16 protein-coding genes are annotated in these 16,791 nt (G+C 71.3%); 1 reads left to right on the plus strand and 15 read right to left on the minus strand.

From position 1 onward, the window contains the following. Positions 1 to 5: 5 nt before the first annotated feature. Together ACFQRJ_RS03660 and ACFQRJ_RS03665 are read right to left on the minus strand one after the other, a co-directional pair. A complete protein-coding gene (locus ACFQRJ_RS03660) occupies positions 6 to 644 on the minus strand; it encodes a response regulator (RefSeq protein WP_377017134.1) in 639 nt (212 codons plus the stop codon). Next, positions 641 to 2,011 carry a sensor histidine kinase gene (locus ACFQRJ_RS03665; protein WP_377017136.1) on the minus strand — a complete coding sequence of 457 codons (1,371 nt, stop codon included), beginning with the start codon at positions 2,009 to 2,011 and terminating at the stop codon, positions 641 to 643. The genes ACFQRJ_RS03660 and ACFQRJ_RS03665 overlap by 4 nt, the downstream gene beginning before the upstream one ends. Before the next feature lie 120 nt (positions 2,012 to 2,131). On the opposite strand from ACFQRJ_RS03665, the gene ACFQRJ_RS03670 reads away from it, so the two are divergent. After that, complete coding sequence (locus ACFQRJ_RS03670; RefSeq protein ID WP_377017138.1) at positions 2,132 to 3,478, plus strand: acyltransferase family protein; 1,347 nt, start codon at positions 2,132 to 2,134, stop codon at positions 3,476 to 3,478. An 89-nt stretch (positions 3,479 to 3,567) separates the two neighbouring features. Here the strand turns inward: ACFQRJ_RS03670 and ACFQRJ_RS03675 are convergent, their stop codons facing one another. The 13 genes from ACFQRJ_RS03675 to ACFQRJ_RS03735 form a co-directional block, all read right to left on the minus strand. Then, the gene (locus ACFQRJ_RS03675) at positions 3,568 to 4,371 is read right to left on the minus strand and encodes a carbohydrate ABC transporter permease (RefSeq protein ID WP_377017278.1); all 804 of its coding nucleotides are present in this window, start codon (positions 4,369 to 4,371) and stop codon (positions 3,568 to 3,570) included. Positions 4,372 to 4,502: 131 nt separating this feature from the next. After that, entirely contained in the window at positions 4,503 to 5,459 is a 957-nt protein-coding gene (locus tag ACFQRJ_RS03680) for a carbohydrate ABC transporter permease (RefSeq protein ID WP_377017140.1), read from the minus strand. Next, on the minus strand, positions 5,456 to 6,826 hold the full coding sequence (locus ACFQRJ_RS03685) for a substrate-binding domain-containing protein (protein WP_377017280.1): 1,371 nt from the start codon (positions 6,824 to 6,826) through the stop codon (positions 5,456 to 5,458). Before ACFQRJ_RS03685 ends, ACFQRJ_RS03680 begins: the two co-directional genes overlap by 4 nt. Before the next feature lie 153 nt (positions 6,827 to 6,979). Continuing rightward, positions 6,980 to 7,564: a hypothetical protein gene (locus ACFQRJ_RS03690; protein WP_377017142.1), complete on the minus strand. Its 585-nt coding sequence runs from the start codon at positions 7,562 to 7,564 to the stop codon at positions 6,980 to 6,982. 82 nt (positions 7,565 to 7,646) lie between these two features. Continuing rightward, on the minus strand, positions 7,647 to 8,120 hold the full coding sequence (locus ACFQRJ_RS03695) for an NUDIX domain-containing protein (RefSeq protein WP_377017144.1): 474 nt from the start codon (positions 8,118 to 8,120) through the stop codon (positions 7,647 to 7,649). A gap of 54 nt (positions 8,121 to 8,174) precedes the next feature. Next, positions 8,175 to 8,486 carry a hypothetical protein gene (locus tag ACFQRJ_RS03700; protein ID WP_377017146.1) on the minus strand — a complete coding sequence of 104 codons (312 nt, stop codon included), beginning with the start codon at positions 8,484 to 8,486 and terminating at the stop codon, positions 8,175 to 8,177. Between the two features lie 30 nt (positions 8,487 to 8,516). Further along, a complete protein-coding gene (locus ACFQRJ_RS03705; RefSeq protein WP_377017148.1) occupies positions 8,517 to 9,242 on the minus strand; it encodes an NINE protein in 726 nt (241 codons plus the stop codon). A gap of 90 nt (positions 9,243 to 9,332) precedes the next feature. Then, positions 9,333 to 11,654 (minus strand): bifunctional cytidylate kinase/GTPase Der, encoded by a 2,322-nt coding sequence (gene der / locus ACFQRJ_RS03710; RefSeq protein ID WP_377017150.1) that lies wholly within the window; start codon positions 11,652 to 11,654, stop codon positions 9,333 to 9,335. 20 nt (positions 11,655 to 11,674) lie between these two features. After that, a complete protein-coding gene (locus ACFQRJ_RS03715) occupies positions 11,675 to 12,784 on the minus strand; it encodes a prephenate dehydrogenase (RefSeq protein ID WP_377017152.1) in 1,110 nt (369 codons plus the stop codon). Beyond that, positions 12,781 to 13,656 carry a pseudouridine synthase gene (locus tag ACFQRJ_RS03720; RefSeq protein ID WP_377017154.1) on the minus strand — a complete coding sequence of 292 codons (876 nt, stop codon included), beginning with the start codon at positions 13,654 to 13,656 and terminating at the stop codon, positions 12,781 to 12,783. The genes ACFQRJ_RS03715 and ACFQRJ_RS03720 overlap by 4 nt, the downstream gene beginning before the upstream one ends. Next, positions 13,656 to 14,528 (minus strand): ParA family protein, encoded by an 873-nt coding sequence (locus ACFQRJ_RS03725; RefSeq protein ID WP_377017156.1) that lies wholly within the window; start codon positions 14,526 to 14,528, stop codon positions 13,656 to 13,658. The genes ACFQRJ_RS03720 and ACFQRJ_RS03725 overlap by 1 nt, the downstream gene beginning before the upstream one ends. 170 nt (positions 14,529 to 14,698) lie before the next feature. After that, positions 14,699 to 15,697 (minus strand): site-specific tyrosine recombinase XerD, encoded by a 999-nt coding sequence (locus tag ACFQRJ_RS03730; RefSeq protein WP_377017158.1) that lies wholly within the window; start codon positions 15,695 to 15,697, stop codon positions 14,699 to 14,701. Beyond that, complete coding sequence (locus ACFQRJ_RS03735; RefSeq protein WP_377017160.1) at positions 15,694 to 16,647, minus strand: heme o synthase; 954 nt, start codon at positions 16,645 to 16,647, stop codon at positions 15,694 to 15,696. The genes ACFQRJ_RS03730 and ACFQRJ_RS03735 overlap by 4 nt, the downstream gene beginning before the upstream one ends. Positions 16,648 to 16,791 lie beyond the last annotated feature (144 nt).

Raw genomic sequence — 16,791 nt, forward strand, 5'->3', positions numbered from 1 at the left:
GAGCGTCAGACCAGGCCGTGCTCCCATGCGGTGCGCACCGCGGAGGCCCGGTCACCCACGCCGAGCTTCTCGTACACGTGCATGAGGTGGGTCTTCACGGTCGCTTCGCCGATGCCGAGGCGGGAGGCGACGGCCCGGTTGGTGCAGCCGTCGGCCACCAGTCTCAGCACCTCGGCCTCGCGGGCGCTGAGACTGATCTGCTGGCTGCGCGCTCCGGTCAGGGCGGCGAGCGCCGCCGGGGCCAGCACGGGACGGCCCTCGGCGAGGTCATGGACGGCACGGATCACCTCCTCGCGGTGGGCGTCCTTGAGCAGATATCCGTCGGCGCCGGCCTCGAGCGCGCTGCGGATGTCACGATCGGTGTCGTAGGTGGTCAGCACGAGCACCCTGGGCTGGGGGCCTTCACACTCGCGCAATGCTCGGATCGCCTCCGCGCCGGGCATGCCAGGCATCCGCAGGTCCATGAGCACCACGTCCGTGCCGCTCGCGGCGATCTCCCGCAGCGCCTCCCCGCCGTCGGAGGCGGTGGCGACCACCTCGATGCGCTCGTCCGCACCGAGCATGGCCGCCAGGCCGTCGCGCACCACCGGATGGTCGTCGACGACGATCACCCGCACCGGGGCCCCGGATGGCACGGCGCTCATCGGGGCACCCGGGCGGTGACGGTGCATCCCCGTCCCGGCTCGGCGAGGACGGTGAGGCTGCCCCCGACGGCGCGCAGCCGATCGCTCATGTTCGCCAGTCCGTGGCCGCGGGGGACGCTGTCGGGGTCGAAGCCCTCGCCGTCGTCGGCGATCCGCAGCACGTGCTCGTGCTCGTCGCCGACGAGGGTGATGGTGACGGTGCCGGCCTCGGCGTGGCGCGCGACGTTGGCGAGGGCCTCCTGCACGATCCGCACCAGCACGGCACTGTGCTCACCGGTGCGCGGGGCGTCGTCGGCATCGAAGGTGGCGACCACGTGGCGGGCGCGCGCCCATCGGGCCACGAGGTCCCCGAGCGCCTCGATCACATCGCCGTGCTGGAGCTGGTGGGGCCCGAGCGCCTCGACCGCCCGGCGAGCCTCCAGCAGGCTGTCCCGCGCGGCGTCCTCCGCGGCGGCTAGGCGATAGCGGGTTGCTGGATCGATGTGGTCGCCGACGGCTTCGAGCTGACGGATGACGCCCACCAGACCCTGGGCGACGGTGTCATGGATCTCGCGCGAGAGCCGTGCCCGCTCCTCGGCGACGCCGGATTCACGGGCCCGGCCCATCAGCTGCTCGTGCAGCGCCGCGTTCTCGCGAGTGACCCGGTCCCGTTCCCGGACCGCTGCCTCTCGCTGATCGATCATCCGCTCCCGTTCACCGCTGAGGAAGGTCATCGCTCCCGCGAGGCCGAGGTTGACCAGCGCCAGCAGGGCGTAGAACGCGGGATGGGCGAATGCCACCTCGGCCCCTCCGACCTGACCGAGGGCCGACACCAGCGCGGTGGCGGCGAGCACGAAGAGCACGGCACGGCCGGTGAGGAAACGCCCGCTGTCGAGGTAGCCGACGAAGGCATAGATGCACATCAGCGGGTTCAGGATCACCGCCGCCGCGACCAGGAGCAGATGCAGCGCGTAGAGGGCGGTGAGTCCGTGGTCCCCGGGGCGGGTGCGACGGAGACGGAGCTCCAGCACCGGGCGCAGAGCCAGCAGGGCAGCCGCGGGCACCAGTGATCCGTTCACCGAGAGGGGCTCGAGCCCACGCCCGGCGACGGCCCGGCCGATGGCCCACGCCAGGACCAGCAGCACGGGAGGCAGCCACACGAGCACCATGGTCCCGATCCGGCCGGCGTCCGCTCCGGTCGCCACCGCGGGCGAGGCGGCGATGGCGGGCGTGCGCTCGCCGTCGAGCGGAGGCCTACCGGCGGACAGCGGGGCGGTCTCCGCTGCAGGGACTGTGGATGCCGACGGCCCGCGCCGGATGGATCCGGACGGCATGGAACCGGCCTGGTCCTCCTCCGTGACCCCGGATCCGGTCGCTGTCCTCGCCATAGCTGTCAGTCTCCCGTGCCGGGCCCGCCAGCACCAGGCCCGCCACCTCCACCGATCGGTGGAGCGCACCCGGCCCGTTCGGGTGAGGCGCTCAGCGCCCGCCGTTCCTAGGTTGTGGACATGCCCGAACATCGCGATCCTGCCCTCGCCTCCCCTGCCGCTCCCCTCTCCGGGCCGGCCTCCGGCCCCGGCACCGCGGCGGAACCCGCACGGGTACCCGGCTCGCCGTCCGGCTCCAGCTCCGGGGCCGGACCTCAGTCGCGGCCCGCTCCCCCGCCGATGCGCATCCCGTCCCTCGACGCCCTGCGCGGTGGTGCGCTGCTGCTGGGCGTCCTGCTCCATGCCGTGATGCCGTTCCTCCCCGGCGTTCCCTGGCTCGTCACCGATTCGCGCAGCTCGGACGCCGCGCTCGTGGTGGTCTACGTGCTCCATCTCTTCCGCATGGTGCTGTTCATGCTCCTCGCGGGCTATTTCGGTCGCATGGTGCTGAACCGGCGAGGCGCCGGGGCCTACCTCCGCGACCGAGCGACCAGGATCGGCCTCCCGCTGGTGGGCTTCTGGCCGATCGTGGCGGGACTGACAGTGCTCGCCCTGGTCACGAATCAGCTGCTGCGCGGCGCGGGCCCCCTCACCCAGCCGCCGGCTCCCGAGGGCAGCGGTGGGGACGCGGAGGCGGGCATCCTCGCTCTACCCACCTTCCACCTGTGGTTCCTGCTGCTCCTGCTCGAGATCGTGCTCGTGACCGTCGCCGCTCGCGCCATCCTGGTGCGGATCATCGGTGCTCACCGCGCCGAGAAGCTCATCTCCCGCGCCGGAGGACTGCTCTCCTCACCTGCCGGGGTGCTGATCGCTGCGGTGCCGTACGCGCTGGGTGTGATGGCGCAAGGGACCATGGCGGGAGGGATCGTCGAGCCCCGCACCCTCATGCCTGTGGCAGGCGCCAGCATCGCCTACACCGGCGCGTTCCTCATCGGCTGGGCCCTCCACGCCCGCCCGGAGGCACTCCGGCGACTGCAGCGTCAGTGGCCAGCGCACCTCACCTGTGCGGTGCTGCTGAGCATCCTCGAATTCCTCGGTCAGCACCTGGTCCCGCTCCCCGTGGCCGCGATCGTGACGGCCGTGGCGGCGTGGACCTGGGTGTACGCCCTGCTCGGGCTCGGCGGGCGGGTGCTGGACCGCGAGATCCCGGCGGTCCGGTACCTCGCCGACGCCTCGTACTGGATCTATCTCATGCACCTGCCGCTGCTGCTGCTGGTCGAGGTGCCGCTGGCCGACCTCGCCCTACCGGTCATCGTGAAGCTGACCATCGCCCTCGTGATCGTGGTGGGCGTGCTCCTGGTCAGCTACGACCTGTTCGTGCGGTCCACGTGGCTGGGGGCGTGGCTGAACGGGCGACGGCGGCCGCGAGCATTGTTCGCCCGCTCGCAAGCTCGCAGTACGTCGATCAGCCTCCATCAGCCCCGCTGATCTCCTACCGCTCGCAAGCTCGCAGTACGTCGATCAGCCTGCGTTCCACCGCCTGATCTCCTACCGCTCGCAAGCTCGCAGTACGTCGATCAGCCTTTGACCCCGCCTGCGGCGGCGAAGCCCGTGCCCAGGCTGCGGCCCAGGAACAGGTACAGCACCACGACCGGCAGGGAGTAGAAGATCGAGAAGGCCGCGAGCTGGCCGTAGGCGACCTGCCCGTACTGCGAGGAGAACGTGTACAGCGTGACCGCGGCCGGGAGGTTCTCCGGGCTCAGCAGCAGCATGAACGGGACGAAGAAGTTGCCCCACATCATCACGAAGGTGAAGATCGTGGCGACCGAGAGGCCCGAACGCATCAGCGGCAGCACCACGGACCACAGCGCCCGGTAGACACCGGCGCCCTCGGTCCATGCCGACTCCTCGATCTCCACCGGGACGCCGTCCATGAAGCCCTTGGTCAGGAAGATGGCGTACGGGAGCGAGCTGGCACCGAGGAACAGGATCGCGCCGAACATCGAGTCGATCAGGTTCACCTGCACGAACAGCGAGTACACCGGGATCATGATCGCGGTGATCGGCAGACCCGTGGAGAAGATGATCGTCAGCAGCAGCGGCCGCTTCGCGCGGAACCGGAACCGCGACATCGGGTAGGCGCACAGGACGGCCGCGGTCATCGTCACCACGGTGGCGCCGCCGCACAGGATCAGCGAGTTCGCCAGCGGCCGGAACGTGGTCTCCATGTTCCAGATGGCGCCGAAGTTGCCCAGGCTCCAGCTCTCCGGCCAGGCCACCGACAGCGACGCCTCGACGTCGAACGAGGCCAGGACCACCCACAGCAGGGGGATCAGGAAGATCAGACCGATCACGAGCATCACCACGCTGCTGGCGGCCATGGTGGCTCGCGCACGCGGTCCCTCCGACGCCCTCGGGGTGATGCTCCGGCGGCCTCCGGAGCCGTCTCCGGCGGGATCCGCCGCGCCGGGGGTGCCGGGGGTGGTCCCGGTCGTGGTCTCTGGGGTCGCGCTCATCGCTTCTCCTCCTCCGGCAGCAGACGCAGGTACACCAGCGAGGCGACAGCCCCGATCATCAGCAGCAGCAGGGCGACGGCGGTGCCGTAGCCGAGCTGGCCGTAGGAGAACGCCTGCTCGTACATGTACAGCGGCAGGGTCTGGCTCTGCCTGGCCGGCCCGCCGCCGGTCATGATGAAGATCAGGCCGAACACCGAGAGGGTCTGCAGGGTGATCAGCATCAGGTTGGTCGCGATCGCCGGCCGCAGCAGCGGCACGGTCACGGACCAGAACCGGCGCACCGGACCGGCGCCGTCCAGCGAGGCCGATTCGTACACGTCGGCCGGCACGGAGCTCAGCGCTGCGGAGTAGACCAGCATCGAGAAGGCCGTGCCCCGCCAGATGTTGGCGAAGGCGACCGCGATGATCGGTGCGCTGAACAGCAGGTCCTGCTCAGGCAGCCCGATCGCGGTGATGATCGTGTTCAGGCTGCCCTCCGGAGCGAAGAACGTGTACAGCAGGTACCCGGCCACCACCTCCGGGAGGATCCAGGCCGCGATCACGATCGAGGTGACCGCGAAGGTGATGACACGGTTGGCGCGCTCCATGAGCAGCGCCAGCACCATCCCCATGATGTTCTGGCCGATCACGGCGGAGATCACGGTGAACACCAGGGTCAGGGCCACCGAGTTCCAGAAGTCACCGTCGGTGAACGCATCGGTGAAGTTCTCGAAGCCGACGAAGCTGGTCTCCTCCGCGCCCTTGCCGCGGATCGCACTGTCGGTGAAGGCCAGGTACAGCGAATACAGGATCGGCCCGAGCATGAAACCGACCAGCAGCAGCCCGGCCGGAAGCATCGGGACGGCGCGAGCTGCGGTGAGGCGGTCGCCGAGACGGGTGCGCCGACGCGGCTGCGCCGGGGCGTCCTGCGCTGCGGCATCCTGCTCCGGGGCTGCGGGTGCACTGGTGGTCATGAGGTGGCCTCCTGCACGTTCTCCGGACCGACGATGTCCGTGACGGTGGCGTCGTACTCGGCGGCCGCGGCCTCCGGCTCGGTGCCGGTCATCACGGCCTCCATGGCCTCCTGGATCGCGGAGGACACCTCCGGGTACGAGGGCAGCGCCGGCCGGTAGTACGCGGTCTCCAGCAGGTCGGTGAAGTACTCGACCGCCGGGGAGTAGCTCAGGTAGCGCTCGTCCTGGGCGACGTCCTCGCGCACGGTGATGTGGTTGTCGGAGATCGCGTAGTTCACGAGGGTCTCGGTGGAGACCAGCTTCTCGAGGAACTGGAAGGCGACCTCGCGGTCCGTGACCCCGTGCGGGATCGACAGGCCCCAGCCGCCGGCGAGGGTGACTGTGCCGGTGCCGCCGCCGTCCTGGGTGGGCATGTCCGCCAGGCCCAGCACATCCGGCCATTCCGGCCACGGGGCGGGCGCCGACTCCGTCCAGTTCTGGGAGATCCAGGAGCCGTCCACGAGGATCCCGAGCTTCCCCTCGGGCAGCAGCGAGGTGTAGATCGTCTCGGAGATGTTGGGATCCAGGTGCTGGCCAAGGGACAGCGTCAGCTTCTCGTCGAACATCGTGCGCAGGAAGGTCAGGGAGTCGATGAAGCCCTGGCTGCCCAGGATCCACTTCTCGGCGTCGCGGTCGTAGAGCCCGGTCCCGTCCCCGGTGCCGTACAGGAGCATCTCGAAGCCCTGCATGGAGGCCTTCTCCCCCTGCGGGGTGCCGGCGAAGATGAACAGCGGGGTCGCCTCGCTGTCGGAGTCGCGGATCGTGCGGGCCGCCTCGAGGATCTCCTCCCAGCTGCCGGGCTGCCAGTCCTCCGGCAGCCCGGCTTCGGCGAAGACGTCCTTGTGGAACCACAGGGCACGGGTATCGGTGGTGATGGGAATGCCGTAGACCTCCCCGTCCTCGCCGGTGACCGCTTCCTTCGAGGCATCGGCGATGTCGTCCCAGTGCTCGAAACCCTCGACCAGGTCGGTGATCGGCTGGAGGTATCCGGCGCCGACGTCGGAGAGCAGGATGAACGAATCCTCGTAGACCAGGTCGGGGCTGGTGCGCGGCGAGCTCATCAGCAGTTCGTTCTTGGTGAAGTAGTCGTTCTCGGAGGCGACGATCGGGACCAGCTCGACGCTCAGCTCGGGGTGCTCCTCCGAGAACTCCTGGGCGGCCGTGGTGATCCATTCCTCCTTGATCGTCCCCGAGCCGAACTGCTGGAACGCGATCCGGATCAGGTTGGGGTCGCGGTTGGCACTTGAGCAGCCGGCCAGGGCCGTCAACGGCAGCACGGCCGCAGCTCCGGCGGTGAACCGCAGGAAGCTGCGGCGGTCGGCCGGCATCCGATGGAGCGGGGTGGGGGGCACGATGACCTCCTCGTCGTCGTCGTTCACGCACCGAACCATAGCCTGTGTCTCGCGCGTCACACCACATCGCCACCGGCGCGCCGCGGCCCGGACCATCCGGTACGGCGGCGGGCGCCGGGGCGGGCCGGTTCAGGGGCGTGGGCGGGCTCTGCCGGTTCCCTGGGCGCGCTCCGCATCGGCGTACCGCATGCCCGGGGGAACCTGGGCGAGTTCGAACCAGCGCCCGGCTCGCGGCAGCAGCCGGACGTCGTGCCAAGGAATCTCGACGTCCTGGCCCTGCCACAGGGTCAGGGCGATCTCGGCGCGCCGGCCGGCGGCGACCAGCGTCAGCCGCCGCAGCCGCGACAGCGGGTGGGGGTCGGCCCGGCTCGCATCGGGGATCGCGATCGCGCCGCCCAGCGCCAGGGGCCAGACGGTCTCACCCCAGTGCAGCTCGGCCTGATCGGGGGTGCCGACGATCACGGCCGGCGGGCGCAGGTCCGCCGCGGTGACCCGGGCCGGCGCGATCGGCGTTCCGCGGTCGATCACCTCGCGCTGGACCCAGGCCCCGGGCAGGACGATCCGCCCGTCGACCGCGACGTCGACCAGCAGCGCGTCGGCGAACGGGTGCAGAGGCACGCTGAGGCGACCGGCATGGACCATGTCGCGCCGGGGCGCCGCGATCACGCGGACGACGGCGACGTCGTCGACGCGGTCGGTGAGCGGGATGGACACGCGGGTGCCGGGTAGCGGGTGGTGCGCTCCGCCGTGGAGCGGGGAAGGTCGTGGTGACGTCATCGGTGGGAGGCCGGCCGGCTCATGTGCGGAAGCGCGCCTGGGGCTCGTCGGAGAGCGCGAGCTCGAGCTGTTCGAGGAACCGCGCGCTCATCGGCGGAGGCTGATCGAGGGGGAACCAGCGGGCCTCGGTGTTCTCGCCGTCGGCCGGGTACGGGTCGCCGCCGACGTAATGGCACAGGAAGCACAGATCGAGGTACTGGGCGTGATCACCGTTGGCGTACTGGATCGGCGGATGCGTGCGCACGTCGACCAGCCGTATCGGCAGGCAGTCGACGCCCGCCTCCTCGCCGACCTCGCGGACCGCGGCGGTCGCGGGCTCCTCGCCCGGGTCGATGATCCCGGTCACGGGAGTCCAGGCGCCGCTGTCGGCGCGGCGGACCGCGAGCATGCGCGAGGACTGCTGATCCAGGACGATCGCCGTGACCCCGGGCATCCACAGCAGGTCGTGACCGATGCGCTCGCGCAGGGCGAGGACGAACTCAGGCGTGGCCATGGGACCTCGTCGCTCTCGACGCCGGCAGCGGGATGGACGAGGCGGGACGGGCGCTCACGTCGCGGTGGCCAGGGACCCGATCAACAGCACCACGAACCCCGCCCACGCGAGACTCGCCAGCAGCGCGAGCACCGTGATACCCAGCAGCACCCAGGTGATGATCCAGCCGACCTTGTTCATCGTGCGCGCGGAGTACGGATCCGTATCCGCCTGCACCAGGGCGATGATCCCGAAGATCGAGGGGAGCATTCCTCCGCACAGGAATCCGACGACGATCAGCACGATGGCGCTGGTGCGGATGGATTCCTGGTCGGGAACCGGCGCGCTGTAGCCGGGCACGAGAGGTCCAGGGGGCGGATAGCTCATCGCGGTCCTCGCCGTTCGTCGCTGAGAGGATCAATCGGTCAGAGGGCGACCATGGGCGTCGCGCTCGAACTGCGGGGACTTCGCCAGGACCATGATGCCCTCGACAAGACCCCAGATACCGCTGACGAAGCTGAGCATGCCGCAGCTGAGGACCGTGATGCAGACCTGGATGACCCCGATGGTGGTGTATCCCATCAGGAAGCGGTGCACCCCGAAGGCTCCGAGGAAGATGCCGAGCAGGCCGACCAGGAGCCGACTCTGCGCTTCACCGCCGGGCGCACCCGGCTGGCCTCCCTGCGGAGCGCCCTGCTGGCCATATCCCTGCTGGCCATACTCCGGCTGTCCGTATCCCGGCTGGCCGGGCGCCGGCTGGCCATAGGGCGTGCCGGCCGGCTGCGCTCCCCCGGCCGGCTGACCGTAGGGGTCCGAGGCCGACGGGGCGGACCCGGCGGCCGGGGCCCAGGACTGCTGGCCCTGGCCGTACGGATCCGGCGCGGACTGGCCGGACGAGGGACCATAGGGATCGGACGCCGACGGACCCGAGGACTGCCCGTACGGATCCTGAGGCGCGGGCTGGGCCGACGCCTGGCCGTAGGGATCCTGTGACGGCGGCTGGGCCCAGGGATCCTGGGACTGCGGCTGGGCCCAGGGGTCCTGGCCGGCAGCCTGTTCACCGCTGGGGCCGTGGGCGGGCTGCTGGCCGTCGAACTGGTCGTCCTGGGGCGTCCAGGAGCCGTTGTCACCGGAGTTGCTCATGCCGCCCACAATACGTGCTCGCTGGGCGGGACCGCACTCGCCCCGGCCGTCGACGGGCGCGCCGCGGCTGCGGTGCGGTCGCGGCCGGGATCAGCGCCGCCGCTTCTCCCGGATCCGCACCCCGATGACGATCGGTGAGCCGGTGAACTCGAACTCCTCGCGCAGCCGGCGCTCGATGAAGCGGCGGTAGCCGTGCTCGAGGAATCCGCTGGCGAAGATCACGAAGCGCGGCGGTCGGGTGCGGGCCTGCGTGGCGAACAGGATGCGCGACTGCTTGCCGCCGCGCAGCGGGTGGGGATGTGCGGCGACCAGGGTGCCCAGGAAGGCGTTCAGGCGCCCGGTCGGAATGCGCCGGTCCCAGGATTCCAAGGACTTCTCGATCGCGGGCACCAGGCGTTCTGCGTGCCGGCCGGTCTGGGCCGAGATGTTCACCCGGGGCGCCCAGGCGACGTGCGCCAGGTCCCGCTCGATCTCGCGCTCGAGCAGCTTGTGGCGCTCCTCGTCCAGCAGGTCCCACTTGTTGAAGGCCAGCACCAGGGCCCGGCCGGACTCGAGCACCATGTCGATGATCTTGAGGTCCTGCGTGGAGATCGGCTCGGAGGCCTCCAGCAGCACGATGGCGACCTCCGCCCGGTCCAGGGCCGCACGCGTGCGCAGGGAGGCGTAGTAGTCCGCGCCCTGGGACTGCAGCACCCGGCGGCGGATGCCGGCGGTGTCGACGAAGGTCCAGTCCTTGCCGCCCAGGACGATCTTCTCGTCGACCGGATCGCGCGTGGTGCCTGCGCTCTCGTCCACGACCACCCGCTGCTCCCCCGCCAGCCGGTTCAGCAGCGAGGACTTGCCGACGTTGGGGCGTCCCACCAGGGCGATGCGGCGCGGACCGTGATCGACCGCGGCACCGCGACCCTCCTCGGGCATCACGGCGAGCACGGCGTCCAGCAGGTCGCCGGAGCCGCGTCCGTGGAGCGCGGAGACGGGATGCGGCTCGCCCAGGCCCAGATTCCACAGCGCGGCGGCTTCGAGCTCCCCGCGCTGATCATCGACCTTGTTGGCCACCAGCACCACCGGGTGCTCGGCCTTGCGCAGCACCTTCAGCAGCTGTTCATCGGTGGCGGTGATGCCGACGTTCGCGTCCACGATGAACATCACGACATCGGCCAGGGAGATGGCGACCTCCGCCTGCTCGGCGACGCGGTGCGCCATTCCCTGCAGGCGGTCCTCCCAGCCGCCCGTGTCCACCAGCCAGAAGTCCTTGCCTGCCCACTCGGCCTCGTAGAACACGCGGTCACGGGTCACGCCCGGGACATCCTCGACGACGGCCTCCCGGCGGCCCAGGATGCGGTTGACCAGGGTGGATTTACCGACGTTGGGGCGGCCGACGACGGCGACCACCGGCAGGTTGCGCTGCACGGTCGGGCGCGCGTACTCGCCGTCCTCGTCACCGAGGAGAGCGAGGTCCTCGTCGTCGAGCTCGTAGTCGGTGAGTCCGGCGCGCAGTGCGGACTCGATCTCCTCGTCGGACGGTCCGCCGGCGGGATCCTCGTCCGCCTGGCCGGGGCCGACAGGGTCGAGACTGCCGTCGGCCCGCGATCCGCTCGGTTCCGGCGCATCCGTCGCCTGCGCCTCGCCCGGGGATCCGGCGCGGCCGTCGGCCTCGTCCTCCAGGGCGGACTCCAGCTCGGATTCCGCCTGGGCGACCAGCATCAGCACCTGCTCGACGACGTCCTCGACCTCGAGCCCGGTGGTATCGACCGTGTCGACCCCGTCGGCCGCGCTGAGGAACTCCGAGACCGTGGAATCGTCGCGGTCGCGCCGCAGGACCTGGTCGGCCATCCGCTGGCGGGTGCTCTCGGAGTCCTCCAGGTCGAGCTCGGCGGCGCGTCGGCGCATCCGCTCCTCGTCGCTCGCGGTCAGCAGGACCCGCACGTGGGCGTCGGGGGCGACGACCGTGGTGATGTCGCGGCCCTCGGCGACGCAGAATCCGCGGTCGGCGGCCGTGGCGAACAGCAGCTCGCGCTGGCGGCGCTGGAGGACGGCGCGCACGAGCGTGTTGGTGGCCACGGCGCTGACGTGCTGGGAGATGCGCTCGGTGCGGATCTCGCCGGTGATGTCCTGCCCGCCGACGACCACGCTGGCCCCGCCCGGATCGGTGCCGAGGTCCAGCTCGAGGTCCTGGGCGACCTGCGCCACCGCGTCACGGTCGCCGAGATCGACGCCGCGGTCGAGGCAGGACCAGGTCACGGCGCGGTACATGGCTCCGGTGTCGACGATGCCGCCATCCAGGGCCTCGGCGACGAGGCGGGAGACGGTGGACTTGCCGGAGCCGGCCGGGCCGTCGATCGCGATGGTCACGCCGATCTGCGGTCCCGGGGTCGCGAGGGCAGAGGGATCGTGCGGCGCGCTGGTGTGCATCCTGCAAGGATACGGGGCGCTCAGGCGTCGGCGACGGTCCAGCCGCGTTCGGCGAGCGATCTGGTGAGCAGGTCCTCACGCGAGGCGTCCACGGCGATGTGCGCGAGTCCGACCGGCTGGCCGATCGTGTGCTCGAGGCGCAGATCCTCGAGGTTCACACCGATCTCGCCCATCTCGGTCAGCAGGCGTCCCAGCTCGCCCGGGCTGTCGGGCACCAGCACCACGACGGTCGCGAAGGCGTCGGTCGCCCCGCCGTGCTTGCCCGGGATACGCCGCACGCCGCGGTTGCCGTCGGCCACCAGATCGGCGAGGGCACGGCGCGACCCCACCGCGGGATCCGGGGTGCCGGCGAGTGAGTCGAGAGCCTCCAGCACGTCGTCGGCCCGGTCCCTCACCGAGCGCAGGACGGTGCCGACGGCCTCGGCATTGGCGCCCAGGATCTCGACCCACAGCCGCGGATCCGAATCGGCGATGCGGGTGGTGTCGCGCAGTCCCTGCCCGGCCAGGCCCAGCGCTTCCTCGGTGGGCTCCAGCAGCGTCGAGGCCAGCAGGCTCGCGAGCACCTGCGGCACGTGGGAGACGTGGGCGACCGCGATGTCGTGGGCGCGGGGGTCCATCACCACGGGCACTGCGCCGATCTCGGTGGCCAGGCCCTTGAGGACGGAGGCCGCCCCGGCGCGCGTCTGGGCATGGGGGACGACGACGAAGGGGCGGCCGTGGAACAGGTCGCTGCGCGCGGAGATGACGCCCGAGACCTCGCGTCCCGCCATCGGGTGCGCACCGATGTAGCGCGGCAGATCGCCGGGATCGGCCTGGGCGCGCACACCCTCCAGCACCGTGGCCTTGACGCTGGCGACGTCCGTGACCAGGGCCGAGGGCCAGCGACGCAGCGAGTCCGCGATGACCTGTGCGGCGACGTCGGGCGGAGCGGCGACGACGACCAGCGCCGGGTCCTCGTCCTCGGCCGCGGGAAGCGAGCCGACGCCGAGCTCGACGGCGAGAGCAGTGGTACCCGGGGAGATGTCCTCGACCTGGACCGTGGCTCCGGCGCGGCGCAGCGCCAGCCCGAGGGAGCCGCCGATGAGGCCGGTGCCGATGATCCGCACGGGTGAGGCCACCAAGGGGCTCACAGGCCGACCTCCGCCATCAGAGTGCCGAGCTCGCGCCCGGTGAGCTCGCGGGTCGCCCCCGGGCCGAGGTCACCGAGCAGCACGGGGCCGATGCGGGTGCGCACCAGCGCGGTCAGCTCGAAGCCCTGGGAGGCGAACATCCGGCGCACGATCCGGTTGCGACCCTCGTGCAGCGTCACCTCGACGACGGCCTCCCGGCCGTTCTGGGCGAGCACGCGCGCGCTGTCGGCGCGGGCCGGGCCGTCCTCGAGCTCGATGCCCTCGCGCAGCGCCTTGACCAGTCCGCGAGGCGGCCCACCGGGTGCCTCGAAGCGGCACACGTAGGTCTTGGAGACCTCGAAGCGGGGATGGGTGAGGCGATGGGCGAGCTCGCCGTCGTTGGTCAGCAGCAGCAGGCCCTCGGTCTCGTAGTCGAGCCGGCCCACGTGATAGAGCCGCTGGGGATAGCCCGCGACGAACTCGGTGAGGTCGCGGCGCCCTTCGGGATCGCTCATGGCCGAGACGACCCGGCGCGGCTTGTGCAGCGCCACGGTCACCTTCGCCGTGTCCAGCTGGAGGCGGCGGCCGTCGACGTGGACCACCTGGGTGGCCGGGTCGATGCGCACGCCCTGTTCGCGGACCACCAGGCCGTCGACCATGACGCGGCCCGTGGAGATCAGCGTCTCGCAGGCACGGCGGGACCCGAATCCGGCGTGGGCCAGGACCTTCTGCAGCCGCTCGCCGTCCTCGCGATGCACGTCGGGGCTCTCGTCGTCCGCGCGCGGGGCCGGCGGACGCGGGGTGCCCTCGCCGTCGCGCAAGCGCACCTTCTTCGGCGGGGTGAAGGCGCTGCGGCGGCGCTGACGGCGCCCTGGGGAGGCGGCGCCGGCCATCAGGCCGCCGCGCCGCGGGAGATCAGCTCGCGGGCCAGCTGGCGGTACGCGTCCGCGCCCTTCGTCGAGGAGGCGAAGGAGATGATCGGTTCGGCGGCCACGGACGCGTCGGGGAACTTCACGGTGCGATTGATCGTGGTGTGGAGGACCTTGTCGGGGAAGGCCTCGACCACGCGCTGGCACACCTCGCGGGCGTGGAGCGTGCGCGGGTCGAACATCGTGATGAGGATGCCGTCCATCTCGAGCTTGGGGTTGATGCGGTCCTGCACCTTCTCGATGGTCTCCACCAGCAGCGCCACGCCGCGCAGCGCGAAGTACTCGGCCTCGAGCGGGATGATCACGCCATGGCTGGCCGCCAGGGCGTTGACGGTCAGCAGCCCCAGGGAGGGCTGGCAGTCGATGATGATCACGTCGTACTCGTCCGCGACGGGGCGCAGCACGCGGGCCAGGGCCATCTCGCGCGCCACCTCGTTGACCAGGGTGACCTCGGCGGCCGAGAGGTCGATGTTCGCCGGCAGCACGTCGAGGTCCTCGGTGCCGGTGGACTGGATGACGTCATGGACGTCGTGACCGCGCTCCATCAGCAGGTTGTAGACGGTCACGTCGAGCTCGTACGGGTTGACCCCGGTGCCGGCGCTGAGGGCGCCCTGCGGATCGAGGTCGACCAGCAGGACCTTGCGGCCGAGCTCCGCGAGAGCCGCGCCGAGGTTGATGACGCTGGTGGTCTTCCCCACCCCACCCTTCTGGTTCACCATCGAGATGACCCGGGCCGGTCCGTGACCGTCGAGCGGGGCTGGCTCCGGCAGCTCCGGCATCGGGCGGCCGGTGGGACCGAGATCGATGTCCAGCTGCTGGTCGGAAGTCGAGCTCACGTCGTTGTCCTGTCGTCGGCGTCGTTCTCTGGTGCGGGGCGGCCCGCCGAGGGACCGGCTCGCGACCGGCCATGGCCCGGGCAGAGCCGGCTGTGGGTGCCGGCCCCGAGTGCTGGTGCGCGGGGCGGGACGGTCGTCGTTCTCGTGCCGGGTCCTCGTGCCGGACAAGTCTAAGCCCCCCGTCGCGCCCGGGGGTGGGCACTGGCGTGTGTCTCTCGCAGCGAATCCACTGTGACCTGCGTGTACAGCTGCGTCGTGGTGACCGAGGCATGACCCAGCAGCTCCTGCACGCTGCGCACGTCCGCTCCCCCGTGCAGGAGGTGGGTCGCATAGGAGTGGCGCAGCGTGTGGGGACTGATGGGCTCGGTCAGCTCGCCGAGATCCGCATCGCCGGCCACGCGCTGGATCACCTGCCAGGCGGCCTGTCGGGTCAGCCGGGTCCCCCGCGAGCCGAGGAAGACGGCCGGGGTGCCCGTCCCCCGGCTGGCGAGGACCGGGCGGCCGCGGGTGAGGTAGGCATCCAGCGCGTCCAGGGCGTACCGGCCGACGGGCACCACGCGCTGCTTGTCGCCCTTGCCGCGCAGGATCGCCGCCCGCTGCTCGCGATCGATGTCGTCGAGGTCGAGGCCCGTGGCCTCGGAGATGCGCGCGCCGGTGCCGTAGAGGACCTCGAGCAGTGCCCGGTCGCGCAGGGCGCGTTCGGTGGCGTCACGTCCGGTCCCGGGGCGTCCGGCCGCCTCCAGCAGCGCCTCGACCTGCTCGATGGTCAAGGGGTGAGGGAGCCGTCCGGGCAGGGCGGGGGTGGGGACCAGGCGGGACGGGTCCCCGGTGTTCGAGACGCGCTCGGCGTCGAGGAAGGCATGCAGTCCGCGCACGGCGGCGAGGGAGCGGGCTGCGGAGGACGGTGACAGAGCGGTGCCGCCGTCGGCCCCGGTCCGCAGGGTCTGGAGCCATCCGGCCAGCCGCCCGGGCTCCACGGCGGCGGGATCGATGTCGTCCTGCGCGAGATCGCGGAGGTAGCGTTCCAGGTCGCGCCGGTAGGCGGCGAGGGTGTTCGCGGACAGTCCCCGCTCGATCCGCAGATGGCTCAGGTACTGCTCGAGGATCCGGCGGTCGCCGGGGCGCAGCGTCGGCTCCCCGGTGGGTCGGCGACCGCCGCGCTCGGTCACAGCCGGACGAAGGGATCGATCGCCAGGGCGACGAAGAGCAGGGTCAGGTAGGTGATCGAGCCGTGGAAGACGACCATCGGGCCGAGCTTCCTGCCGGTCAGGCCACGGTGGACCCGGACGGCGTAGCGGATCACGAGGAACGCGAACCAGGCTCCGGCGGCGACGGCGCTGACGCCGTAGACCCATCCGGTATGGCCCAGCGGGATGATCGCCAGGCTCGCGGCGATCATCAGCAGGGTGTGCATGATCATCTGGCGGGCGACGCTCACGCGGGAGGCCACCACCGGCAGCATCGGCACGCCCGCATCGGCGTAGTCCTGGCTGAACTTCTCGGCCAGCGGCCAGTAGTGCGGCGGGGTCCAGAAGAAGATCACCAGGAACAGCAGCACCGCCGTCCAGGACACCGTGCCGGTCACCGCCGACCAGCCGATCAGCACCGGCATGCACCCGGCCACGCCGCCCCAGACGATGTTCTGGCTGGTGCGGCGCTTGAGGATCATCGTGTAGAAGACCACGTAGAGCACGATCGCGACGAGGGCGAGGCCGGCGGAGGCCCAGTTCACCAGCAGGCCCAGCCATACCCCGGACAGCAGCGACAGGGCGATGCCGAAGATCAGGCCGGCGCGCGGACTGATCTCACCGGTCACCAGCGGCCGGTTCCGGGTTCGCTTCATGCGCGCGTCGATGTCGCGGTCGAGGTACATGTTCAGCGCGTTCGCGCCGCCGGCGGCCAGGTAGCCGCCGATCATGGTCGTCAGGATCAGCCACGCCGAGGGGAACCCGCCCGCGGCCAGGAACATCGTGGGGATGGTGGTGATCAGCAGCAGCTCGATGATGCGGGGCTTGGTCAGCGCCACGTAGGCCCGGATCACGGAACCTGCCGTGCGCTGCGCAGCGGGGTCACCCCCCGTGCCGGCGTCCCGGGTCGAAGCTCCCTGGGTGGCGGTCACCGCCCACCGTCCTTCCTCCTGAGCGCGACGGGACCGTCGCATGAACCCGGCCAGTCTATGTGCTCGAGCGCCGCTGTCGCAGTCACCGGCGGGGTGAGGCAGGGCACCGTCGGCCGCCGCTGCGAGGGATCTTCGCGGCAACCG

The organism is Brachybacterium sp. GCM10030252, assembly GCF_042666535.1.
In the GTDB taxonomy this organism is placed as follows: domain Bacteria; phylum Actinomycetota; class Actinomycetes; order Actinomycetales; family Dermabacteraceae; genus Brachybacterium.

Coding starts and splice junctions, on each gene's coding strand:
- ACFQRJ_RS03700 (WP_377017146.1), bottom strand. CDS start 8,486: ATGAGCTATCCGCCCCCTGGACCTCTCGTGCCCGGCTACAGCGCGCCG.
- ACFQRJ_RS03660 (WP_377017134.1), bottom strand. CDS start 644: ATGAGCGCCGTGCCATCCGGGGCCCCGGTGCGGGTGATCGTCGTCGAC.
- ACFQRJ_RS03675 (WP_377017278.1), bottom strand. CDS start 4,371: ATGGCCGCCAGCAGCGTGGTGATGCTCGTGATCGGTCTGATCTTCCTG.
- der (WP_377017150.1), bottom strand. CDS start 11,654: ATGCACACCAGCGCGCCGCACGATCCCTCTGCCCTCGCGACCCCGGGA.
- ACFQRJ_RS03685 (WP_377017280.1), bottom strand. CDS start 6,826: ATGCCGGCCGACCGCCGCAGCTTCCTGCGGTTCACCGCCGGAGCTGCG.
- ACFQRJ_RS03695 (WP_377017144.1), bottom strand. CDS start 8,120: ATGGCCACGCCTGAGTTCGTCCTCGCCCTGCGCGAGCGCATCGGTCAC.
- ACFQRJ_RS03720 (WP_377017154.1), bottom strand. CDS start 13,656: ATGGCCGGCGCCGCCTCCCCAGGGCGCCGTCAGCGCCGCCGCAGCGCC.
- ACFQRJ_RS03670 (WP_377017138.1), top strand. CDS start 2,132: ATGCCCGAACATCGCGATCCTGCCCTCGCCTCCCCTGCCGCTCCCCTC.
- ACFQRJ_RS03705 (WP_377017148.1), bottom strand. CDS start 9,242: ATGAGCAACTCCGGTGACAACGGCTCCTGGACGCCCCAGGACGACCAG.
- ACFQRJ_RS03680 (WP_377017140.1), bottom strand. CDS start 5,459: ATGACCACCAGTGCACCCGCAGCCCCGGAGCAGGATGCCGCAGCGCAG.
- ACFQRJ_RS03665 (WP_377017136.1), bottom strand. CDS start 2,011: ATGGCGAGGACAGCGACCGGATCCGGGGTCACGGAGGAGGACCAGGCC.